Source organism: Lacicoccus alkaliphilus DSM 16010 (assembly GCF_900142805.1).
Taxonomy (GTDB): domain Bacteria; phylum Bacillota; class Bacilli; order Staphylococcales; family Salinicoccaceae; genus Lacicoccus; species Lacicoccus alkaliphilus.
Genome location: NZ_FRCF01000003.1, coordinates 15,485 through 39,008, shown reverse-complemented (window position 1 = coordinate 39,008; position 23,524 = coordinate 15,485). Strand labels below are relative to the sequence as shown.

Below are 23,524 nucleotides of genomic sequence, written 5' to 3'. Positions count from 1 at the left end.
GAAGACATGAAAATGCCCGGCGGACCTCATCAGCCCGCCGGGTATTCGATGATTCATTTGTTGATCCGGTGACCTTCGCACTGTCCAGTTGGACGCTCACCGTCACCTTCGGCATGCCGGCTCCGATGACAATTACTTTCTTTGCTTGGGATATGCCTGCGCCCATCATCTTTCAAGACTTTTCAAATCCCGTTTCACCTGTTCTTTTATTTCCATCTTGCGTTTCATGGATACAAAGTTGCGCCTTTTGAAACAATCGTAACCATTTTTTCTCACTTCCGTTAAAATTTCACGGTAGACGGACATTGACAAAAGGAGCGGGATGCGCGCCTCTTCTTTATAATGGATGATTTCATCCTGGAAATCATCGTAGAGTACTTCAGCTTCACGCGCCAGGTGTTCCCACAGATCAATGAAATCAACATTCAGTTCCCCGTTCCTCAGCTGTTCATTCGAATATCCAAATTGGCTGAGCACAAACTTTGGAATATAGACCCTGTCATGCAGGTCCACATCTTCTCCGACATCCCTCAGTATGTTGGTGATCTGCATGGCCACCCCCAGATTCTCGGCATGTAACTGCCTTTCCGCCGATGTGTCTTCGGACAGGATCGGCAGCAGGAGCCTCCCGACCGATCCGGCCACTTTCCGGCTGTAATCGATCAGTTCCTCGAATGTTTCAGGCTGCTCAAAATGAACATCCGATGCCTGTCCTTCAATCTGGGCATACAACATGGAGAGATCCAAATCGTACCGGCTCCTGACGTCATTCAGCGCCCGCCACATCGGGGTCTCGGGCACTTCACCGTTACAGAAGCCGTCCAGCTGCACTCTCAGTTCCAGGAGGTTATCCGTCGCTTCTTCTTTACTGTCCGCTTCATCTATCGCATCATCTGCCATTCGGCAGAAAGCATAGACTGCATAGACTGCCCGGGCGTCTTCTTCAGGCAACGCCGAAAAAGCATAGTAGAAACTTTTGGAATACTTCTTTATGACCGACTGGCAATATTTATAATCACCGACTAATGAAGGAGCTGGATTTTTCATACTTTTACCTCCTGGATTCACTTTCGTCTTTCAACAATTCACCGACTGCAATTTTGGAAGACAACAATACAATCGGGACTCCGGCGCCGGGGTGGGTGCTGCTGCCTGTGAAGTACAGGTTGTCACAATGTGTCGCCTTGCTTTGCGGCCTCAAATGGACGCTTTGGGTGAGCGTCGGCCTGAGTCCGAAAGTCGCCCCCTTGTAAGCATTGAACTGTTGCTCAAAATCCCGCGGGCTCGTCATCGTTTCAGTGAGGATTTCATCTTCGATGTTGGCAAGGCCCGGCAGGTGCTTCAATTTAGCGAGCATTTTCCGGCGGTACATGGCTGCCACCTCATCCGTCCACTCATACTTCATCGTATCGAGGTCTGAAATGGGCATCAGCACATAAATTCCGTCTTTCCCCTCTGGTGCCATGGATGGTTCCAGTTTGGAGGCCATATACATGTACATCGATGGATCTTCGATGATATCACCGTCGAAGATCTGTTTGATGTTCGTATCCAAATCTTCCGAGAAAACGAAATTGTGAATGCTTTCGAGCTCGGGATATTTTCTGTCCATCCCCAGATAGAGCACGAAACATGAACATGAATAATCCATCCCGTCAATTTTTTTATTCGTGTACTTTCCCTTGTAGTCCGGCTCTTTGATCAGGTGCTTCATTGCATACGGGAAGTCCGCATTGCACATCACAAGGTCCGAATGTCTGACGCCCTCATTCAATAAGACCCCCGTGGCTTTCCCATCTTCTATGACAATCTGTTCGACTTCCGTTTCATATTCAATTTTGCCTCCGAGCTCCCGGAACAGACGCTCCATCCCTGAAGCCATGGTATGCATCCCGCCTTTGATGAACCAGATGCCGTAGAGGAATTCAATCATCGGGATGATTGTATATAATGACGGCCCTTTGGCCGGGGAAATGCCGATATACAGTGTCTGGAAACTGATCATCTGTCTCATGCGCGTGTCTTTTATATATTTTTTCAATAGATCATCGGCGCTGTTCAAAGTCTTAAGCTTCAGTCCCTGACTGATTACGAATGGATTGTAGAAGTCTTTTGAATTTCTGAACGGCCTTTGAAGGAAATGGTCTTTGGCAATATTGAAGCGGTGGTACAGGTCGCTCAAATATTTAAGGAAGCCTTCTGCATCTTCACTGCTGATGCTCTCGAACATCTCGATATTCTTCACGAGGTCGTTCGAAACATCGTACCGCACTTCACCTTCATCGAAATAACTGCTGTACATCGGATCGAGGCGCTGCATCGGTATATAGTCATCGGGGTTCCGGCCCGCTTCTTCAAACACTTCCCTGTACAATTCAGGCATCATGACAATCGTCGGACCGAGATCGAACTGATAACCATCCAGGTCGATGCGGTTCATCTTCCCTCCGGGCAGTCTGTCCTTCTCAATGATGGTGACATCATAACCCTCATTCTGCAGACGGATGGCACTTGCCAGTCCTGCGACGCCTGCACCTATCACTGTAACCGTCTTTTTCATCATATTTCCCTCTCATTCAAAACAAGCTGCCGCTGTGACATCCAGGATAATAATTCAGGGTCGAGGACCAACGGTGTTTTTCTTAATTCTTCGATTGTTGCAGCATTGACCATGACAGCGATCCGCTTCATCTGGTTTTGGAAGGTGTCTACATACCCGATCGTTTCATCGACCCCTGCGTCTTCCACACTTTTCAAAAGCATCCGGGACATCCCGACGCCACGGGCGCCGAGCGCCAGGCATTTCACTGCGTCCAGGGGGGTGCTGATGCCCCCGCTTGCCATCACCGACATATCAGACTGGACGCTTTGGGACTCGAGCAGGGCGCGTACCGTGGAGATGCCCCAGTCGCCCAGATATGACATATCCCCGCTTTTCCTCCGTGCATTTTCTATCCTTGCGAAGTTCGTGCCCCCTTTGCCGCTGATGTCCACATGCCGGACACCAAGCGCATTCAGGGTCAGGAGCGCTTTCCTGCTCATCCCGAAACCCACTTCCTTGACTATGACCGGGACCTCCATGTGCCCTATGATACTTTCAATATTCGCGCGCCAACTTTTAAAGTCCCTGTCTCCTTCAGGCATGATCAATTCCTGGGGGGCATTGATGTGTATCTGCAGGGCATCGGCATCAATCATTTCGACCGCCCTACGGGCACCTTCCAATGAAACATCCGCACCGACATTGGCAAATATGAGCCCGTCAGGGTTGACCTCCCTGACTATGCTGTAGGAGGAACTCAGCTCTTCATGCCGCAGTGCAGCATGCATGGAGCCGACCGCCATGGGGATACCGGTTGCAGCGGCGACACCGGCGAGCTTTCTGTTGATGGATTCAGTCCACTCGCTGCCCCCCGTCATTGCATTGATATACAGGGGGATCGGGACATGATGATCTGCAATCATAGTGGAGAGGTCGATTTCATCCAGGTTCAAATCGGGAAGGGAATGGTGCAGGAGAGTGACCCGCTCGAAATCCGACAGGACTTCGCCGGTCTTTTGGTGCATGGCATGTTTTACATGCTCATTTTTCCTTTGACTGCGCTGATGGATTTCTTTTCTCATAGGGAAGTCTCCTCTACTGCAATTTTATGGACTGCAAAGCATCATAAACTGGTATTGCACTTAATAATGAATTATCATAGCTATATAAAAGATACTACTTTTTTCCAATTATCAGTTGTTATGTTTATTATATAGTCCTTGACCTCAAAGTCAATCGTGCGAGACTCACATTAGGAGGATAATTGATGATACCGACCGAAAGTATCAAAATTGCAGATCAACTCTGTTTCTCTGCATATCACCTCAGCCGCCTCTTCGCAAAATTTTATGAAAGTGCATTGTCCGAATTCAATCTGACCTTCACCCAATACCTGGTCTTGTCCATTTTATGGGAAAGTGAAGAGCCTCAGACACTGCACTCGATTGGGGAAAAATTGAGTTTAGGGAGCAACACGCTGACGCCCCTGCTTAAACGTCTGGAGGACTCAGGCTGGGTAGTGCGCGGGAGGGATGAAGCAGACAAAAGGCAACTTGTCGTCCGTCTTACGGAAACATCCGTGAAGACGCACCATGAAATATCGGTCGCGATATCCAGGTGTGTGCCGGATGATGTGAGCATAGGAGATTACAAGGCTGCAAAGCACGTTTTGAAAATGCTCGAAGCTTCCCTTGAAGATATGATAGAGGAAAGTAAGAAGTAACCAGGTCCTTCCCCGTTCAAAACCCGCACATCAAGTGATGTGCGGGTTTTACTGTCATTATTTCCTTCTCCAAAGCTCATAAGTGTGCTCATAAATATTCTTTTCATCCACAGGGCCCTCTTCCGATTCGATCAACTCAAAAGGTTCGTAGTCAAAGTCTTTCGGGAAGTACGTATCACCTTCAAAAGTATCATGGATGACGGTTCTGTAAAGCTCATCCACATCCTTTTCAAACATTCTGAATAAAGACTCGCCGCCGATGATATACAGACCCTTATCATTCTTCTTTTCCAGTGCCAATATATCTTCTTTCGAATGCACCACGGTCGCCCCCGGCGCCTCGTAATCCTTCTGAGTCGTGAGGACGATGTTCTCACGTCCCGGCAAAGGCCGCCTCGGAATCGTTTCATATGTCTTCCTGCCCGCCACAATATCCCCGCGCATCGTGACTTTTTTAAAGAAAGCCACATCCGCCGGCAGACGCCACGGCAGCTCGTCACCTTTACCGATCAATTTATTTTCATCTTCAGCCCAGACAAAAGCCAGCATTAAAATCTCTCCTCACTTCTAAATGATGATCATTGTTCCCTTTACCCGAAATCTTCACAAATAATTTCAAACCCGGCAGGTGCCTTCTATTAAAAAAGAAGTGGGATCCCCCGCCTCCAAAACACCATCTACAATGACAGCTCCACATCCTGGAATTCATCGTCATTCATGATTTTGATTGCACTTGGATTGATCTTCAAAGCAACCAGATGAGGGTTTTCCTTATTATCGAAATAAGTCTGATCCTGATTTTCCCACAGCCAGTCGATGGTCTCCTGATCCCTGACGACTTCAATATCACCGTAATATTCTACAAATGCATGATTCTTTTCGTCATGGAAACCCAGCAGCACGAATCCTTTCGGATTTTCCTCTATCTCTTCGAACTTCGGGGATTCATCACTCGTCTTGGCATACAGGGTGATGCCGTCATTATAAAACCACATATAGCGTGCATTCGGCACATCATCTTTCGCCGTTGACAGTATGCCGATTTTGGAGTCGTCCAAAATTTCAGTGATGCGTTCTATCGCTTTTGATTGTTCCATATATTTCACCTCTTCAGTTGATGTATTCAACTTATGTATACCACCGGCAGTGCATGGTCAATCATTTTCACCGGGAGTAAAGCACGGCGGGGGAGGCAAGTTTGGGCCGGGTGGGGCATCGCAGGTGACGGGCTGTGGCGGGAGTGCCGCAACGTTGACCCTGAAACCGGCAGAAGGGGTCGAACCGAGCGTTCAAAATGCCTGGCAGCATTAAGTACAGAGGTCATCATTTGTGAGAATAAGTATTTATTTGAAAAAATTTGCTGAAAGTAGGGTGCTTTTTTAAGACTTTGAAGTGTATAATGTAATAAAGATTCTCAATTGTTAAATTATTCAAAAAGGAGGGGTTCTTATCAACTTATTTGTACGGGGGTTCTTCAGGGGTGCTGCATTATTTTCAATCTTTGTTCTTTTTTCTGTATGGAGTCTTTTCATAGGGCCGGCTGACAATGTAAGGGTTTTTCTTTATTATGGTTTCATCGCCTTTTTCCTGGGATGTGGAAGTGTGATTTACCATGTCCCAAACTGGAGCCCTTTGAAACGGATAATCACGTATTACATGGCAACATTGGTCACGGTATTCCCAGTCCTGCTCGTCCTCACGTATGATGCCGCCCGGTTCACAACCGATGCCGCCGAGGCGTTCATAACATTCAATATGCTCCAGCTGCTTGCACCTTCCATTACATACTCAGTTTCTGCCATCCTTAAAATCTATGGGGGTAAATATGTTTGAGGACGGATTATAAATACTTTGATCACACTTGTTATAAAGAAAAAACCACACCCGTCCATTTGGATGGGTGTGGTTTTTCATGTGTCGATCTGGATTGATTTAATACTCTAAGCTGCAAACTTATCAATATTGAATATGAAAGGCAGGACGTAGTACGTGAATACCACTATTAAGATGACTGAGAGAATCGTCAACCATGTACCTTTTCTCAACATATCCACGATGGTGATCTTACCTGTCGCATATATGAGTGCATTGGACGGTGTACCGATTGGCAGCATGAATGCAAAGCCCGCTCCCATGGCAGTCGCAGTCATTATAGGAAGTGGATTTACATTTATCGCTGTAGCCAGGGCTGCGGTGATTGGTAAAAGGATCGTCACCGTTGCTGTATTTGGTGCCATCTGAGTCATCAGGATACCGAGTAATGCACTTACGGCAATAATGAAGACCAATGGTGCATTTTCCAGGTTCATCAGTTGTCCGCCCATCCAGTCGGCGAGATCGGTGCCGGTGAACCCTACAGCAAGCGCAAGACCCCCACCTACAAGCAACAATACACCCCACGGCATCTTCGTAAGCGCATCCGATTCAAGGATGCGGCCGCCTTCTTTATTTTTAGAAGGGATTAAGAATAATAACATGGCTGAAATCATGGCTATCATCGTGTCATTGATACCCGGTATGATATCCGTCCATATAAATGTCCTCGTCAACCACATGAAAGCTGTGAATGTGAAAATTGCCATTACGACTTTTTCTTCATAGGACATTTTCCCGAGCAGGGACTTCCGTTCTTCGACAAGTTCCCTCCCTTTGCTGATTGTTTTGACCTTCATCGGGTAGGCTATCTTCGTCAAATAAAAGATGAACCCTGCCATTAATATCAGAGTGAGCGGGAATGCAAAAATCAGGAACGTTCCAAATGGAATTTCATATCCCAGTAGTTCCCCGGCCATGCTTGCAAGAATCAGGTTGGTGGGAGTGCCGATCAATGTGGCACTGCCGCCTATGGTTCCTCCGAAACCGATTGCAAAGATGATTGATTTCGTAAACTTGATTTCTTCTTCAGCCGTATGTACGCCATCTTCTTTCATTAATTCGACCACTTTTGCAATGATTGCCGTTCCGATCGGAATCATCAGCATGATCGTCGCCATATTGGAGACCCACATTGATAGAAAACCGGTAGCGAGGGCAAAGCCAAGAATCAGGCCGGATAAACTTGTACCGACCACGCTGATTATAGTCAAAGCGATTCTCTCATGCAGGTTCCACTTCTCCATAGCCAGAGCGATGGCAAAACCACCCAGGAATAGAAAGATTAATGGGTCCCCGAATGCCGAAGCCACTTCGGCACTGGTGATCGAAGTCACGACCGGCATCATCACCAGAGGCAATAATGAAGTGATTCCAAGTGGCATCGCTTCCAAAATCCACCATATTGCCAGCCATGCAGCAAAAGCAAGGACTGCTTTTCCTTCTCCTGATAACCCTTCAAGAGGTACAAGGAACATCAAAGCTAAAAATGCCAGAGGACCCAGAAAAAGTCCGATTAATTGAGAGGTTGAATAAGAGGGCTGTCTTACATCCTGGCCGCCTCCATTTTGATTGTTTTTTCTGCCCCTCCTCAGAAGAAATAAATCTTTCGATCGGGAATGGTCTTTCCATGCTGCATCGCTGAATTTCGAGATTAGTGACACTTGAATCTTCCCCTTTTTCGTCATCTCAATAACTGTCCATATTTTTTGTACGCATATAGTACATAATCATCTTATACGTACACTGTATTTAACAGCAAAATGAAAGCGGTGTCAACAAGTATTTGAAAATTTCCGAAAGTTCTCTGGAGGACCTACTGGTTCAACGTTGTTATTTTACTGTAAAAAATCATCACCACCTGCATTTCATTGAGGGAGAGGATGATGATACAATTGTGATTAAAGATATTTAGGGGGATGATAAGATGAGATTGAGAAATAAAGTGGCCATCGTCACCGGCGGCAGCCAGGGCATTGGCAGGGGAATTGTAAAAATGTTTGCCGAGGAAGGGGCGACAGTCGTCATCGCCGATATCAACAGCGAAACAGGGGATTTGACGGAGACGGAATTACAGGAGGAAAATCTGCAAGTCACTTTTCACCGGACGGACGTCGGTAATGAAGATGATGTGAAGGAACTGATCAGGTTTACCGCCGGACGGTTCGGCAGCGTGGATGTCCTCGTCAATAATGCCGCGGTCAATTATCGCAAGGCAGTCCACGAAACTTCTCTGGACGAATGGAACAGTTTGATGGATGTCAATCTGACCGGTGCTTTCCTCTGCAGTAAATATGCCATTCCCGAGATGCAGAAGCAGGACGGGGCCTCAATCATCAACATCATCTCCTGGCATGCGGAGACGACGATCACAAGGCTCGCCGCCTACGCCAGTGCAAAGGGCGGGCTCGCTGCTCTGACACGCCAGATGGCCCTCGACTATGGCAAGGACCAGATACGTGTCAACGCCGTCGGACCGAGCACCGTGGATACACCGATGCTCCAAAAAACATTCGACAGCCTTGAAAACCCGGAAAAAGCAATGGAAGAGTCCCTCGAATTCATTCCGATGGGTCGGTTCGGCACTGTGGAAGATATCGCCAAAGCATGCCTGTTCTTTGCCTCGGACGATTCTGCATTCATCAGCGGACAGACACTGATGGTCGACGGTGGACAAATCAATAAAGTCTCAAGGCCGATTGATTTTGATTAAAATGCGCCCCGCGGGATGAATATATTGATTAACAACTCCCCCATGACCTTGAGGTCATGGGGGAGTTTGAAGATGTTTCCGGTTTAGACAAGCATATACAGCTGATACGCGATATATGAAGCAACGCCCCAAATCATCAGCGCGGAGACTTTATTGATCGTCATGACGATCTTCCCTTCCCGGTCAATCGAGCGGATGCTTCTGCCGATGACAGCCAGCATAATGAAAGTGATCCAGGATACAATGATGCAGGCCACGGCAAAAGCAACCAGTTCGGCGACACCGGAATACCTTAAGGAGTTCGCACCGATGACCCCGATGGTATCGAGAATGGCGTGGGGGTTCAATAGTGATACAGAGATCGCAAACATGATCTGCTTATCTGCACGCATGGCACCATACTTATCATTCACTTTCACCGGGTCGCTCGACCAGATTGTCCAGCCGATGTACAAAAGGAATAAAAAGCCTGCTGCAAACAGTGTAATCTGCAATCCGGGGACGGTCATCACCATCAGCGATACACCGAGGACCGCGAGTATGATCAGAATAGTATCACAGACGGAAGCTGTGATGACAGCAGGCAGGCTGGACCGCAATTTCTTATGCGATGCGCCCTGATTGAATATGAAGACATTTTGGGCGCCAAACGCCATGATTAGTCCGATGGATAATAAAACCCCGTGTATGACCGCTGCCGACATCGTCATTCTCCTCATCAAAAGATATGCTACAAAATTATACCATAAAGGACATCCGCTATTGGTGGGTATCCAACTACAGTGGGTGGCCGCTTGCTGATACCCACACATATGCTGTGGGAAATAATTACGCACCGTCGATTGCCCATCAAATTTACTACACGCCGGAAGCACGTGAATCGGAATATGAACTTCTTCCTGCAGATAAGGCACTTGGCATCGGAAATACATTCTGGTCGCCGCTTGGCGAGGGACTGCTGACAGGTCAGATTTCAAGAGACCGGAAAGCGGAACTGCTGCTCTGGGTCTGGAGGTGCTTAGTATAGTTTTTTATTTCATGATGTCCGCATTCCGCTTGACCGGGAACCAACCTTCCACTTCCATGATGTGTTTCCATAATGGTGCCGGTATGACCGCTTTCGTCCGGTCGTGCTCCGTCAGATGATCTATGATCGCTTCTTCTTCGCCGTCACGGATCTTATCCACCCATTTCGGATCGACCACAAGCGCACGTCCCACCGCTGCAAAGTCCATGCCGCCCTTTTCAAGGACAGCCGATGCATCGCGGGCAGTGAGGATGCTGCCCACACCGATCACAGGCAGGCGTCCATCCACATGTCCAGCAATCAATTCCGTACGTGACTTTTCACTGTCCACACCACGCCTTGCCGGGGACCATGCATCAGTTGCCGCCATATGCAGGTAATCCAGTGCGTCCGTTTCAATCAGTGCATCCAGGAATTCGAAAGTCTCCTTCATTGTGATGCCCGGTGTTTCCGGCTCTTCAGGGGAAAAGCGGTAGCCCACCATGAATGGTTTCACTGCATGTTCCGCCACGACCTGTTTGACCGCTTCGATCAGTTTCAATGCAAACAGATGTCTGTCCTGGAATTCATCCGTCCGCAGATTAGAGTGGGGGGAGACGAACTGCTGCAGCAGGTAGCCTGTTGCGCCGTGCAGTTCGACGCCGTCGAATCCTGCCTCGATCGACCTTCGGGCCGCCTGGGCAAAATCTTCTATAATTTCATACACTTCTTCAGTCTCAAGTGCCCGCGGTGTCTGGTCGATGCTGTAGAAGCCACGGTCGGATAAAGGTACGACAGCACTCGCACTGACGGTCTCCCCGCCCGGAGTGAGGTGCGGTACTGCAAGGCGACCGCCGTGGTACAGCTGGACGATACCTTTCGCACCGCCTTCATGTATCACATCGGAAAGCGCCCTGAGCCGGCCGATCGTCTCATCACCCGCAATGCTCATCTGGCCTTCGAAGCCCTTGCCATTGTCTGAAACATAGGCACATGCGGTGATGATCGTGCCGACGCCGTTCGCCCGCTCTTCATAATAGGCGAGCTCTTCATCCGAAACAAAATCATTTTCATCCGCTGAAAATGTCGTCATCGGCGGCATCATCAGTCGGTTTCTGACATGTACACCACTTTTGAATGTAAAATCCTGAAATAAATTCTTGTACTCTTTACTCATTTTATATAATTCCTCTTTCATGATTGATTATTATTTTATTTATCCAAAGCTTCGATTTCCCCGGTGACTGCTTTGCTTCCCTGATGTAATTTTGACACGATTTCCCTGATATTGCTTTTGGTGATGTCCTCCGGCGGGGCGGCCACGGCGAGCGCGGCAATCACCTCATCATCACGGTAAACCGGTACCGCAATGCACCGGATACCGATCGCGACCTCTTCATCATCGAATGCATACCCATCTTCCCGGATCATCTTTAAATGATAGAAAAACAACTGAGGATCCTGGAATGTGTTTTCCGTCTTTGGTTCAAGCTTCATCCTTTTCATCAGTGATACTCTCTTATCCTCTTCATAATGCGCAAGTATGACCTTGCCGAGCGCCGTCTGGTGGAGTCCGGTCCGGTTGCCGATTTCATCTACAGTTTTTTCTTCGAAAGGCGCATGCAAAACTTGTGACATGACCAGGTCCGTCCCTTCCACTTTCCCGAGGTAAGTGCTCATTTGCAGATTTTTGGCGACTTGATAGATGGAATTCAATGATGTCCATTCCCGGATGGACTGCTTCTCCGCCTTCTCTATGAAGTTGTTCGGATCAAGATAGTACTGCGTCTGGATTTTATAGATATAACCCATGTCCTCCAGAGTCGTCAGCAGACGGAACGCGGTCGATTTGCTCAGGTTGAATGCCTCCTGGACACCGCGCATGGTCGTCCCCGGTTTTTTCTTGATCAGCTCCAGTACACGAAGCCCTTTTTTTAATGTGGCCGAATGATTTTTAGTCATGTGCTCCCACCTCGCTGTTATAGTATAGGATGCGGCCCCAATATGTACAAAATGCACCCCTTCAGTTTCATTATATGAAACTTCCGGCACATATTGTAAGTTAAACTGCCCGAATATTAAATTAAAACACAAAAAATAAAGGCCGCAGCGTCAAAATGCTGTGGCCTCCATCCTATTGTCATGACCGCCCTTTTGTCTTCACCATGGTCGTGCCGAGTATATAAGGCTCTTCATACTTTAAAGCAAGATCATGGATGAAGGTGTTGACCGCTTCGGGATCTGGATGTTCCGAAAGCTTCGTGTAATATTCCTTTTCTCTTTCATCCGCTTCATCCTTGAAATGCCCCCACACGTGCTGCAGGTAATTCCGCAGGTGCTTCTCCTCGTATTTCAAGGCATAGGCTTCATCAATCAATTCCCTGAAACGTGTGGGGGACATGTCCGTGCCTTTTTTGATCAGCTCACGGATTTCATCATAAATCCGCTGGCTTTTCGAAAGGACGAAATACTTCTCTTCAGCCCAGAATTCTTCAAGCAGGCCGAGATTTTTACCGTCCATCCGCTGTTCTTCCATACGCCGGAGGAAAGAACGCTTATAGATGTAATGCCGTAGCAGTGGTATCTCCCCGTTCGGCGGCATGTTCAAAGGCGCATTGAGTACATCAAAATACTTCACTTCCTTCCCTGTCGAACGGGGACTGATGAATATCGAACCGAGGTGCACCGCCGGTCCCGGATGATAATCGGTGAGGTGCTCATCTTTTTCTGCGTATATTTCAATGCGGTCATTTCCCGGGTGATAATCCAGCTTCATCTTATAATGCGCCCCGCCGTAGCTGTGGGCCGAGTAGTAGGTATGGTCCATATCCGTCCGCTTCGGCATCCATTTGAGGAGACGGCCGATATGCCTGTACAAACCGCCCGCCCTGAATATATCCACAAAACGGCGAAAATTTTTATCGCCTAGATATATATTGATGCTGTAGAGGATATCCAGGACACCGGCAGCCGAGTCGGTTGGAAAGTAGGGGAAGTTGACCCCGACGATATCAATCGGCCGGAGGGGATGTTTAAACCTGACTGAACACCCTTTGATATTGACCAGCCGATCCGGTATTTTATGGGAAGTGGAGGCATTCGACAATCTGACGAGTGCCTGTTCCGTTTTCCCGAAGATCTGTTTTCCTTCGCCATTCAATTCCACATGTGCATTGTGGTATTCCCCAGCACCATGCGCCCGCTTTGAGCCGGAATCATGTAAATCAAACATTTCAATGAGATCGATGACCACATCCGCTGCTGTCTTCATAAGCTTCCTTCCCTTCATTTCGTTTATATTCACATTCCCTTTGCTGCCGGGGAATAATCAAGGCCGGGGAGGAATGCTGAACATCCCCCAATTTTTGAATTTTGACCTCTTCCATTTGTAAGCGCATTCATTCATTTAAAATTCTGAAAGTATAGAAAGTTCTGTTGAAACATGATAATGTATCGATAATTATACTTGCTGCCGGCCCTGGCAGCAGGTGATAAAACAAGATTTGGAGGAGAAGTAATGAAGGAACCCATCAAGAACAAAAAGATATGGCTCGGCTTTCTTGCCATATTCATCATGCTGACACCATGGTATTTCCCGACCGGCGGCGAGACGATGTTGATTTACGGTGTGCCGCTCTGGGCAATCATCATCATTTTAATGAGCATGGTCTTATCGTTATATATCACATACGTCATCAGGTATCACTGGGATACGCTGGATGAAGAAGACACTGTGGAGGAGGAAAAGTGATCATGGATATGGATTTGGCTTTTTCAGGAATGTCGGGCATTCTGATCATGCTGTTTTACGGCCTGATCATGCTTGGTATAGGCGTCGTTACATATATGAAAAATAATAAAGTCCACAGCAGTTTGGACGAGTATTATCTGGGCGGCCGGGGGCTTGGCACCATGGTCCTCTTCTTCACATTCTTCGCCACCCAGTACAGTGGGAATACGGTGGTCGGCTATTCAGCCGAGGCGTACCGTGTCGGTTACGCGAACCTCGTGACCATACCGTTCTTCATCATGATCATTCTGGTTTATTTAAGCTTTGCGCCGCGGATGTACAAGCTCGGTAAAAAACATAATATCGTGACACCGGTCGACTGGCTGGAGATGAAATTCAAGTCGAAGGCCGTTTCAATACTTGCGGCGATCATCATGCTGTATGCGCTTGGAAACTTCCTGCTGGAGCAGTTCGTCGCCATCGGCCAGGGGGTCTCCGGACTGACCGGCGGCACCGTGCCTTACCAGGCCGGAGTGATATTCTTCATCATCATCATGATTGCATATGGCTGGCTTGGCGGCATGCGTTCCGTGGCTTATACGGATACGATGCAGGGGATCGCCCTGCTTGTCGGTGTCTTCATGCTTCTGATCGGAACGATCCTCTACTTCGGCGGGCTGCCTGCTGCAGGGGACTACATGCGCACTTATTCCCCTGAGAATCTTGGGGTGCCCGAAGGGGGCGGCCTTGTCAGATGGAGCAACTTCCTGATTCTCGTCGGCATCGGGGCTGCTGTGTATCCGAACGCCATACAGAGGATATTCTCAGCCAAAAATGAACGTGCCCTGAAACGCTCGTTCACCCAGATGGCCTGGATGCCATTTTTGACGGCGGGTGTGGTCTTCTTCATCGGTATCCTGGCATTTACAGCCTACCCGGACCTGTCCGCTGCTGAATCGGAACAGCTTGTCGGCATTATGGCAAGTACAATCGCCAATCAGAACATCATATTTTATATTGCCATGATACTTTTATTCGGAGGGATCATAGCAGCGATCGTTTCAACAGCGGATTCAGTACTGCTGACGTTTTCTTCCATCATTTCAAAGGATATCTACGGCAGATACATCAATCCGGAAGCATCGGATACGAAGAAAATACACGTCGGAAAAATCATCGGCGTCGTTGTAGTTGCATTCCTGCTCCTCATCGCATGGAACCCGCCCGGTACGCTGTATCAGATTTTCGTCCTCAAACTGGAGATCCTCATCCAGGTGGCACCGGCAATCATACTCGGACTGTACTGGGAGCGCAGCCATGCAGGCTCCGTTTTTACGGGGATGCTGATCGGTGCATTGGTTGCAGCGGCTTTCACCTTCCTCGGACTGACGCCGCTCGGCATATTCAGCGGCGTATGGGGTCTGATGGTCAACGTCGTCATTTATGTGGGAGGCAGCTTGATATTCGGCAAAGTACCTGCTGAAAAGAGCGAACAATCCTACTCCGACGGGAAAGCGGCTGAACCTACAAGAATATAATGGCAATAACCGTCATCGCTTCCGAATCCCGGAATGTGATGACGGTTTTATTATGTTCCCCCACCCAATTTTCCGACTTTTCTTTCAAAAAGTCTTGATTATTAATCATATCGTGTTAGTATGGATTTAATCCATAGTTACATAGTATGTTATATAATAAGGGTGATAGATATGGAATTCAGTGTATTGAATCAAAGCCCCATTTTAAAAGGCCATACCGTCAAAGAATCACTACAGAATACGATCCAGCTCGCAGTCCTGGCTGAAAACCTGGGCTATAAAAGGTTTTTCGTCTCGGAACATCATAACCTCGATACGTTGATCGGCACTGCACCGGAAGTGCTTGTCTCCCACCTTGCAGCACATACGCATAAAATTCATATCGGGGCGGGCGGGGTGATGTTGTCCCATCACAACCCTTTCCATGTCGCCGAACAGTTCCAGCTCATCAACCACCTTGCAGAGGGGAGGGTGGATCTCGGCATCGGCAAGGCGCCCGGCGGCACCCCTTTGGCAACCAGGGCGCTCCAGCATGAACTGAGGGGGGATGTGGCACCATTCAATGACCGTTTCGTTGCGTTGAAGAAATATTTGAACAACACGCATGAGGAAGCTGCAGAATTGAAGGTTTCACCGGATATATCCAATCCGCCACAACTGTTCCTTCTTGGCGGCAGTATGGATTCCGCACTTTTTGCAGCGGAACAGAATGTGAATTACATGTTTGCACATTTCATCAATAATGATGTCACCCTGCTGAATGATGTCGCCCTGAGGTATAAAGAGAGTGCCAGGCGCGGCAAATTCATAGTCGCGCTGTCCGTCCTTGTCATCGAGGACGAGAGGATGAGGGAAGCGACCCTTAAAGAAAATGAATATTATCAGCTGAAGTTCAAGGACGGCAGGAAACTCCGTGTCATCAATGAAGCACAGGCGGAGAATTTCGTCAGGAATTCCGATGAGGAAATCGAAGTGAGCAGAAAAAAGCCGAGCATCATCATGGGCAGTGCCGACGAAGTGCTGGAGAAGCTTGCTGAACTCAACAGAAACAACGATATCGATGAGTTCATGTTCCATCTTCCGACCACCGATGCCGAAGTCCGGGAACATACTTTAGAAGCACTGGCTCCCGTCAAAACAGTTCATCACACAAAGAAAGCAGGGATAGTATGAAGAGGAAGAAAGTACAGTTCGGCGTGATGCTCCACGGGCCCGGGGGACATATGAATGCATGGCGCAGCGCTGATGTTCCCTCAGATGCAAGCACGAACTTCGAACATTACCTGAGTGTGACGAAGCGCGCAGAGGCGGCGGGATTTTCATTTGTTTTCGTCGCGGACGGCCTCTATATCAATGAAAAGTCGATCCCTCATTTCCTGAGCCGCTTCGAGCCGCTGACAATACTCGCAGCACTGGCACCAATGACCTCGAGGATCGGCCTTGTGGGGACCATTTCAACTTCATACAGTGAGCCGTTCACGGTTGCTAGGCAACTTGCCTCCATCGATAAGATGAGTGGAGGGCGTGCAGGGTGGAATGTCGTGACCTCCCCCCTTGAAGGCAGTGCGGATAATTTCAGCAAAGATAAACACCCCGAGCACAGTCTGCGGTATGATATCGCAGAAGAACACCTCGAAGTCGTTCAAGGTCTATGGGACTCATGGGAGGATGATGCATTCGTGCGTGACGCCGGGAACAATCAGTATTTTGACAAAGATAAAATGCATGAGCTCAATTATGAAGGTGATTTCTTCCAGGTGAAGGGACCATTGAACATCGACCGTTCAAATCAGGGCCAGCCGATCATTTTCCAGGCAGGGGCTTCCAAAAAAGGATCGGGGTTTGCAGCAAAACACGCAGATGCAGTATTCACCAACGGCGGTACGCTGAAGCAGGCCAAAGACGCCTACAAGGATATGAAACAGAAGGCGGTTGAAGCGGGCAGAAATGGTGACGATATCAAAATCTTCCCGGTATTGTCACCGATTGTCGGTAAAACCCGCGAAGCGGTCAGGGAAAGGTATAAGGAAATCCAAAACCTTGTGACGGTGGAAGAAGCGCTCGCATACCTGGGGCGTTATTTCGATCATCATGACTTTTCCCAATATGATCTGGATGCCCCGTTCCCGGAACTGGGGGACATCGGTAAGAACAGTTTCCAGTCGACCACCGACGAAATCAAAAGGAGAGCAAAAGAAGATGATCTGACTTTGCGTGAAGTCGCCCTCCAGGAAACGACCCGGGAAACACCCTTCATGGGCACTTACGAGGAAGTTGCTGAAACCATCATCACGTGGATCGACGAAGGTGCCGCCGACGGTTTCGTGCTGACACCCCACGTACTCGGAGAATTGTATGATGATTTCCTGAATGAGGTGATTCCAATCCTCGTTGAAAAGGGCTATTATGATACGGCGTACGAAACGGACACATTACGCGGAGAGCTCGGTCTGAAATTCAAAGAAAACAGATACACGCAAAAAATCAGGGTTTGAACCATATAAAAAAGGATGAAGCAGATGGCTTCATCCTTTTTTGGAACTTATCTTCAAGATCAGCGCTCCGTCACATAATTCGCTGCTCATCCCGACGCATTCCTCATCGGAAGTGTCGATGACATACTCACCTGACAGGTTGTCTGCATCCTTATAAAACAGCTTGATCCTGTCGATGCTGTTGAAATCGTACTCCAGCATGACGATCATGCTGTTTGCATGATCGAATTCAGAGTAATTTTCATGCTCCAGCAGGACTTCATTACGTCCTTCCATGTAATCGGATAATGATTTACGGTCAATGACGAGTTCCACCTGATTGCGCTCCAGATCGAGGCGTTTGAAATGCTCGATGTTGATGGCAATCTTCTTCTCGCCGAGACCGACGATATCATCGATGAAAGAGACGGCGGTGAACCTGACCTTATCAACCTCTGATACATCCATTAATTGATTCATTAACATTTCCTCACATCACTTTTAATACTAACCTGATTGTACCATACAGCGGCGATGCGGCCGGCAGAAGTGCTCAAAATGATAAACCCGGACCTGGAACCTCAGTTCCATATCCGGGTTTTCATCTTACTGATCCAAAATGTTCTGTTCTTCTTCTGAATCCGGATCTGAACCGTCATCACCAAGGTTCAATTCTGTGATGTTACGGGTGTTATAACCGATCCTCTCCAGCGTACTGATCAGATCCACATATAAATGTCCGCCGTCTGTGGAACAGATGCCTTTATTCATCCGTTTCACATGCTGCTTCCTCAATTTATTCTCGATGTTCGTCGATTTCTGTGTCATCTCGAGAATCACTTCGACATCCTGAGGGTTATATATATCTATGGCGTTCACAGCTTTTTTGTATGATTTCCCCACGTGTTTGATGAAATCATTCAAACCTTTTTCGGCCGATTCCGATAAATAAATATTCTTCCTGTACTTCTTGACGTTCAGGTTGGTGAATTCAACGATCTGTTCACTGACCTTATACAACATGCGGTTGATTTCCAGCAGATTCGTCTGTCTGATCGCATCCTCATTTGAAATATCATACTTCGATAATTCCTGCAGATACTTCCTGATGCTCTCATTCAACCCATCGACCACGTCTGATTTTTCACGTATCTGCTTTTCCAGTTTCGTATCATTTTTGTAGGTGAATTCATTGGCGTCTTCAAGCATCGTGAGCGTCAGCTGTGCAAGCTTTTGGATCTCCTTCTGGGAACCCTGCAGTGCAAGTGAAGGTGACTGCTTCATCAGGGCCTCATCCAGATGCACAGGCTGATAGTCTTCTGAAAAATCTTTCCCCGGCACGATTTTCGTGACGATCCATGCCAGGAAACCGATCAACGGAAGATGTATCAGAGTGTTCACCACGTTATATGAACCGTGGGCAAATGCGATGGTCATGCGCCCGTTCAAATCAAGAACCGACTCAAGGTACCCCACATACATCGTGAAGAACGGCAGTATCAGCATGAAGATTGCGGCTCCAAGCAGATTGAATACGACATGTACAGCTGCTGCACGTTTCGCTGCAATCGTTCCGACCAGGGCTGCCAGCACTGCCGTGACCGTAGAGCCGACGTTGTCACCCAAAAGAATCGGTAAGGCAGCATTCAGGTCGACCAAATCATTCATGTAGAAGTTCTGGAGGATCGCCACCGTCGCACTGGAACTCTGAACGATGACCGTCAGCACGGTGCCCACCCCGAACCCGAGGAATGCATTATCCGACAGCATCAGCATCAGGTTGGAGAATGCTTCCAGGTCCGCAAGCGGCCTCACACCATCCCCCATCAATTCCAGACCGTAGAATAAGGCGCCAAATCCGAAAATGACACGTCCGTAATTATTGATTTTAGGTGTTTTGAAGAAAAAGAGCAGTATCACACCAAAGGCCAGTATAGGCAGCGAGTAGGCTCCGATATCCAGACCGATGACAAAAGCCGTGATCGTGGTACCGATATTTGCACCCATGATGACGCCGATCGCCTGCCTCAATGTCATGAATCCGGCAGAAACCAGACCAATCGTTATTGCCGTCGTGCCGGAACTGCTTTGCAGTAATGCAGTGATGATGATACCCGCCAATATTCCAAGAAAAGGGTTGGTGGTCATGCGGTTCAATATTTCGCGCAGGCGGTCTCCTGCTACAGCCTGCAGACCATCCCCCATACTTTTGATACCGTATAGGAATATACCGAGTCCACCTAAAAACATGAACAGCACTTCCATCGGGCTAAGTTCCATTTTCATTCCTCCACTATGATACTCTGAACTTTACTCTATCTAAGCATAATCAATATTTTGTTTATAATCTTAATCTAAAATTAATTATATACACTCCCTTTATAAAATGCATTAAGATAAATAAATTAACCCTATCGACCTTGATTGACGAAATATTGTTACTTCGCGAAATAATTTGTCAATTGACGGAGTCGTATGGACGCAGGGCTTCATCCCTTCTCAAAAGGTATGTTAAAATACTGTCAACGATATGAAAAGGATGGGTGCTTCCATGGAGAGTTATAAAAAGGCGAAAGAGGATCTGCTCAAAGCAGAGGATTATAGAAGTTTTGCAGTGCGCTCAAGATACCTGCCCGGTATGCTGGATAAAGAGTCCGCACACTTCAAGGATATTCAGGAGACGTACAGGGAGGAAGGGTTCAACCACCTTTCCGCGGTCGAACTCTGCCGGTCATTCATCAGGGTGGATCTGATGAAATTGTCACTCATGCAAAGCACGCACGGCATTTTTTCTGACGGCGAAAAGCCTTATTACCCGATGGAACATGAAGTGCTCGATAAATTCACTTTGAATGACAGCGGGATCGATTTCCATGAGCTGCAGCTTCCTGAAGACCTGGAGAGAATCAGCATGGAAACCAGAAATAAAATCATCGAATTCACCAAAAGTATCGAGCCGTTCCTCCAGCTGATCGAAAAGCAAACAGGCGATTTCAACGAAACGTTCCAGACGGTGATGGGGGTCCTTGTGAATGATAACCCACATATATTGAGCAAGGTATACGATGACACATACTATGAAACAGTATTGAACTACAATATTGATAACGCTTTTGAAAAAGCATGGAAAGATCAGCTCGTCGAAAAACCCCTGGTCTCATTCTATGCCGCATTCACGCTGGCACGTTATGACAACATGTTCAAATCCCAGCTCACATAGACGGGGGCCGGGACATAAATATCTCACAAAAGGTAATCCGTACGTCAGCTTTTCCGGGGCACCGCGTAAGCCTGTTGTCTTACGCTGATGTTGTTCCCCAAGGAGTCTGACGTACGGATTTCATCTATTCTGTGTGAAACATCATATCTTTTCAGGACGTATGTCCCCATCCCATTCACTTCGAAAAATCACTTTTACCGGAATTATTCTTTTTTAAGAATGACAGTATCTCTGTGAGCGTATTCTTCGCCGCCTCGGCATTATCCTGCTTTGTGCCGCCGAAGTCTATCACCATGCCGTCGAGGTTCATATGGACTATTGATGGCAGTTGATGAAAACTGTAGGGGAAGGCAATGAAATGGCCTGCATTTTCATAGGTCAGGAAAACATCACCTTCATTCTCCCTTTCTTTCATCATTTCTTCGCTGAAAACGGCAGAGGGCCATAACTTGTCCTCACCGCCTGAAATCATCATGAGGGGTGCGCTGATTTCACCCACTTCAATTTTATATTCAGAGCTTTTTTTCCTGCTGAGGGACCTCTTCCATATATCAAGGAAATACATCGGCCGCTTCCTGATGTAGTTGGTGATCGTGGAGATCATGAAGCTGACCGGGAACTTCATCTTTAAATAAGGCAGCGGTTCACCGTCCAGCATCCAGCCGGGAACGGGGGCGAATATACCGCCCTTCATACCCGAAGTGACATAATTCGATGCTGCACCGGCGACGATCGACTGATATGCATTGAATGTCCGGCCGAGCAGCAAGGCGAGCTCCCCGCCTTTCGAGTATCCGATCAGATTCACTTTACCGTTGCTTTTTGCGTGCCCGGCGAGGAAATCGGACGCCTTCTTAAAATACTCCATATCCACTTTTTCAAGGTGTTCACCCAATCCGTCGTCATTAAAGTAGGATAAAGCGAGGACCAGGTATCCTTTGCCTGCAAGAAAAGATGCTGCATGTGCCTCGTTTCCGCCGTCCGAACCGCCCAGGATCATGACGGAAGGGTAATTGCCGTCCTCTGCAGGCGCATACAGTCTCCCTTTGATATCAGGGTCTTCAATTTCAATCATTTCGGTCAAATCATTTTTAAATTGTAATGTGAGGACTGCCGTCGCCAGGATTTCGTCCTCCGTCATCACATATATACCGGCTTCCAGATCTTCATCCGACTTTTTGACGAAATAATCATCCTGCCCCCCTTTTTTACCCGTCATGGACCAGAGCAGACCGCTGCCGTCGGCCTGATTGTAACTGCCGTTCATCGGTACTGCCGTGTTCAAATCTATTACAGAACTTTCATCCGAGATGAAATCTGCCTGGGAAAGGAAGGTTTTGCCTTCATCGTCGGTCATCTCCATCCGTATGGTGATCTGCTGTCCTGGTTCTGAAGTATACACCCTGATATTCAATGGTTCATCAACCATAAAGTCATTTTTTCCAATTTCAATCTTTGCCATGCCGCATCACCTGCAATTTTTTATGATTTGTGCTCATTGGACCACTACCGGAATTATATCATCCCGGCATGGTTTGTAACGTCTCATCTCTTCCTGCATGAAATGGAGGAAGAGATTCCGCCAGCTTGACGGCAGACCTCATTATGATAGTCTGATTGGTGTATACAAATTTTAAAAAATTTTCAGATCATGGAGGGGTTTTTGATTAGTAACCTAAAGTTTTTCAGTCTGTTTACAGCATTCGCATCAATTTTGATACTGGCAGCCTGCGGCAATGGTGATGAAGGTGCCGGGGAAGACGGGGGCGGCAACGGTGAAGAGGCAGGCGTCAGTGAAGCGGTGGACTACACGATCCACGGCATAGAGCCCGGGGCGGGCATCACGGAGCTTGCCTACAACACTTTGGATACTTATGACAACCTGGACGGGTGGACCCTTGAAGAAAGTTCCACCGGCGGGATGATGTCAGTCCTCCGGGATTCCATCGAGAATGAGGCTCCCATTTTGATCACGGGCTGGTCTCCGCACTACAAATTCGTGGAATTTGATTTGAAGTACCTTGAAGATCCTGAAGGCGCAATGGGTGAAACTGAAGATGTACATACCATCGTCCGACTCGGGCTGGATGAGGATATGCCTGAAGCTTATCAGATGCTCGACAGATTCCACTGGGAGCTTGAAGATATGGAACAGGTCATGTACGACGGTGAAGACAGCACCTACCCCGAAGCTGCCGAAGCCTGGGTGGATGACAACCGTGAGGTTGTGGAAGAATGGGTTGAAGGGATTGAAATGGTAGACGGCGAGCAGTTTGAGCTGGTTTCAATGTCCTGGGAATCCGAAGTCGCCTCGGCACAGGTGGTCCGTACGGTCCTTGAAGAAATCGGTTATGATGTGACCGTCACCGACGTGGATCCGGCAGTGGTTTTCCAGGCCATCGCAAATGGTGAAGCCGATGCAACGGTCGCCCCATGGCTGCCTGTGACGCAGGGCCACCATTATGAAGAACATGAAGGTGATTTTGAAGACCTCGGCCCTAATTCGACCGATACGATGAATGGTATCGTGGTACCTGAATATATGGACATCGAATCCATTGAAGATCTCGAGCCCGCACAATAAGATGCAAAACAGAGGACACCGCTCCCCCTGCCGGGGGGCGGTGTTTTTGAGTATGAGCTATGCGGGTATGTAATGGTAGTACAAGTATATGACCATGAAAATTCAATGAGGAGGAACGATGA

General features: G+C 47.9%; 22 protein-coding genes and 1 pseudogene. 10 read left to right on the top strand and 13 right to left on the bottom strand.

Annotated features, from left to right (window positions below; all coding sequences use genetic code 11):
- Positions 1-165: 165 nt before the first annotated feature.
- From BUA12_RS04865 to fni, 3 genes are read right to left on the bottom strand one after another with little or no spacing between them, the layout of a single operon-like run.
- Entirely contained in the window at positions 166-1,047 is an 882-nt protein-coding gene (locus BUA12_RS04865; protein WP_072709004.1) for a phytoene/squalene synthase family protein, read from the bottom strand.
- Between the two features lie 4 nt (positions 1,048-1,051).
- Positions 1,052-2,563 carry a phytoene desaturase family protein gene (locus BUA12_RS04860; RefSeq protein WP_331463067.1) on the bottom strand — a complete coding sequence of 504 codons (1,512 nt, stop codon included), beginning with the start codon at positions 2,561-2,563 and terminating at the stop codon, positions 1,052-1,054.
- A complete protein-coding gene (gene fni, locus BUA12_RS04855; protein ID WP_072709002.1) occupies positions 2,560-3,624 on the bottom strand; it encodes a type 2 isopentenyl-diphosphate Delta-isomerase in 1,065 nt (354 codons plus the stop codon). The genes BUA12_RS04860 and fni overlap by 4 nt, the downstream gene beginning before the upstream one ends.
- Before the next feature lie 188 nt (positions 3,625-3,812).
- Between fni and BUA12_RS04850 the strand changes: the two genes are divergently transcribed.
- Positions 3,813-4,265, top strand: a complete 453-nt coding sequence (locus BUA12_RS04850; protein ID WP_178138234.1) for a MarR family winged helix-turn-helix transcriptional regulator — start codon at positions 3,813-3,815, stop codon at positions 4,263-4,265.
- 57 nt (positions 4,266-4,322) lie between these two features.
- On the opposite strand, the gene BUA12_RS04845 is transcribed toward BUA12_RS04850, so the two are convergent.
- Both BUA12_RS04845 and BUA12_RS04840 read right to left on the bottom strand, forming a co-directional pair.
- Positions 4,323-4,814, bottom strand: a complete 492-nt coding sequence (locus BUA12_RS04845; RefSeq protein ID WP_072708998.1) for a dihydrofolate reductase — start codon at positions 4,812-4,814, stop codon at positions 4,323-4,325.
- A gap of 128 nt (positions 4,815-4,942) precedes the next feature.
- Complete coding sequence (locus BUA12_RS04840; protein ID WP_072708996.1) at positions 4,943-5,362, bottom strand: pyridoxamine 5'-phosphate oxidase family protein; 420 nt, start codon at positions 5,360-5,362, stop codon at positions 4,943-4,945.
- 328 nt (positions 5,363-5,690) lie between these two features.
- Here BUA12_RS04840 and BUA12_RS12855 point away from each other — a divergent pair, with 328 nt between their 5' ends.
- On the top strand, positions 5,691-6,098 hold the full coding sequence (locus tag BUA12_RS12855) for a DUF3021 family protein (RefSeq protein WP_084669940.1): 408 nt from the start codon (positions 5,691-5,693) through the stop codon (positions 6,096-6,098).
- A 107-nt stretch (positions 6,099-6,205) separates the two neighbouring features.
- On the opposite strand, the gene BUA12_RS04830 is transcribed toward BUA12_RS12855, so the two are convergent.
- A complete protein-coding gene (locus BUA12_RS04830; RefSeq protein ID WP_245772752.1) occupies positions 6,206-7,801 on the bottom strand; it encodes an SLC13 family permease in 1,596 nt (531 codons plus the stop codon).
- Between the two features lie 263 nt (positions 7,802-8,064).
- On the opposite strand from BUA12_RS04830, the gene BUA12_RS04825 reads away from it, so the two are divergent.
- Complete coding sequence (locus BUA12_RS04825) at positions 8,065-8,850, top strand: SDR family NAD(P)-dependent oxidoreductase (RefSeq protein ID WP_072708990.1); 786 nt, start codon at positions 8,065-8,067, stop codon at positions 8,848-8,850.
- An 83-nt stretch (positions 8,851-8,933) separates the two neighbouring features.
- Here BUA12_RS04825 and BUA12_RS04820 read toward each other — a convergent pair whose 3' ends face one another.
- Complete coding sequence (locus BUA12_RS04820; RefSeq protein ID WP_072708988.1) at positions 8,934-9,554, bottom strand: LysE/ArgO family amino acid transporter; 621 nt, start codon at positions 9,552-9,554, stop codon at positions 8,934-8,936.
- Between the two features lie 50 nt (positions 9,555-9,604).
- On the opposite strand from BUA12_RS04820, the pseudogene BUA12_RS12940 reads away from it, so the two are divergent.
- Positions 9,605-9,844, top strand: a pseudogene (locus tag BUA12_RS12940) (aldo/keto reductase); the annotation flags it as partial.
- Between the two features lie 37 nt (positions 9,845-9,881).
- On the opposite strand, the gene BUA12_RS04810 reads toward BUA12_RS12940, so the two are convergent.
- The 3 genes from BUA12_RS04810 to BUA12_RS04800 all read right to left on the bottom strand — a co-directional run bounded on the left by BUA12_RS04810 (position 9,882) and on the right by BUA12_RS04800 (position 13,127).
- Positions 9,882-11,033: an NADH-dependent flavin oxidoreductase gene (locus BUA12_RS04810; RefSeq protein WP_072708986.1), complete on the bottom strand. Its 1,152-nt coding sequence runs from the start codon at positions 11,031-11,033 to the stop codon at positions 9,882-9,884.
- A gap of 35 nt (positions 11,034-11,068) precedes the next feature.
- Positions 11,069-11,818, bottom strand: a complete 750-nt coding sequence (locus tag BUA12_RS04805; protein ID WP_072708984.1) for an IclR family transcriptional regulator — start codon at positions 11,816-11,818, stop codon at positions 11,069-11,071.
- 178 nt (positions 11,819-11,996) lie between these two features.
- Positions 11,997-13,127, bottom strand: coding sequence for a DUF1722 domain-containing protein (locus tag BUA12_RS04800; RefSeq protein WP_072708981.1), 1,131 nt, complete (start codon positions 13,125-13,127; stop codon positions 11,997-11,999).
- Positions 13,128-13,373: 246 nt separating this feature from the next.
- On the opposite strand from BUA12_RS04800, the gene BUA12_RS04795 reads away from it, so the two are divergent.
- The 4 genes from BUA12_RS04795 (at position 13,374) to BUA12_RS04780 (ending at position 17,619) form a co-directional block, all read left to right on the top strand.
- Entirely contained in the window at positions 13,374-13,607 is a 234-nt protein-coding gene (locus BUA12_RS04795; RefSeq protein WP_072708979.1) for a hypothetical protein, read from the top strand.
- Positions 13,608-13,609: 2 nt separating this feature from the next.
- Positions 13,610-15,124, top strand: coding sequence for a sodium:solute symporter family protein (locus BUA12_RS04790; protein WP_245772751.1), 1,515 nt, complete (start codon positions 13,610-13,612; stop codon positions 15,122-15,124).
- 171 nt (positions 15,125-15,295) lie between these two features.
- Positions 15,296-16,297: an MsnO8 family LLM class oxidoreductase gene (locus tag BUA12_RS04785; RefSeq protein WP_072708978.1), complete on the top strand. Its 1,002-nt coding sequence runs from the start codon at positions 15,296-15,298 to the stop codon at positions 16,295-16,297.
- Positions 16,294-17,619, top strand: a complete 1,326-nt coding sequence (locus BUA12_RS04780) for an LLM class flavin-dependent oxidoreductase (protein ID WP_072708976.1) — start codon at positions 16,294-16,296, stop codon at positions 17,617-17,619. The genes BUA12_RS04785 and BUA12_RS04780 overlap by 4 nt, the downstream gene beginning before the upstream one ends.
- A gap of 30 nt (positions 17,620-17,649) precedes the next feature.
- Here BUA12_RS04780 and BUA12_RS04775 read toward each other — a convergent pair whose 3' ends face one another.
- Both BUA12_RS04775 and BUA12_RS04770 read right to left on the bottom strand, forming a co-directional pair.
- On the bottom strand, positions 17,650-18,078 hold the full coding sequence (locus tag BUA12_RS04775; protein WP_072708974.1) for a hypothetical protein: 429 nt from the start codon (positions 18,076-18,078) through the stop codon (positions 17,650-17,652).
- 126 nt (positions 18,079-18,204) lie between these two features.
- Entirely contained in the window at positions 18,205-19,878 is a 1,674-nt protein-coding gene (locus BUA12_RS04770; protein ID WP_072708972.1) for a Na/Pi cotransporter family protein, read from the bottom strand.
- A 271-nt stretch (positions 19,879-20,149) separates the two neighbouring features.
- Between BUA12_RS04770 and BUA12_RS04765 the strand changes: the two genes are divergently transcribed.
- Positions 20,150-20,818, top strand: coding sequence for a hypothetical protein (locus tag BUA12_RS04765; RefSeq protein ID WP_072708970.1), 669 nt, complete (start codon positions 20,150-20,152; stop codon positions 20,816-20,818).
- Between the two features lie 175 nt (positions 20,819-20,993).
- Here the strand turns inward: BUA12_RS04765 and BUA12_RS04760 are convergent, their stop codons facing one another.
- Positions 20,994-22,280 carry an acyl-CoA thioesterase/bile acid-CoA:amino acid N-acyltransferase family protein gene (locus BUA12_RS04760; protein WP_072708968.1) on the bottom strand — a complete coding sequence of 429 codons (1,287 nt, stop codon included), beginning with the start codon at positions 22,278-22,280 and terminating at the stop codon, positions 20,994-20,996.
- Between the two features lie 201 nt (positions 22,281-22,481).
- Here BUA12_RS04760 and BUA12_RS04755 point away from each other — a divergent pair, with 201 nt between their 5' ends.
- Complete coding sequence (locus BUA12_RS04755; protein WP_245772750.1) at positions 22,482-23,402, top strand: glycine betaine ABC transporter substrate-binding protein; 921 nt, start codon at positions 22,482-22,484, stop codon at positions 23,400-23,402.
- Positions 23,403-23,524: the final 122 nt, after the last annotated feature.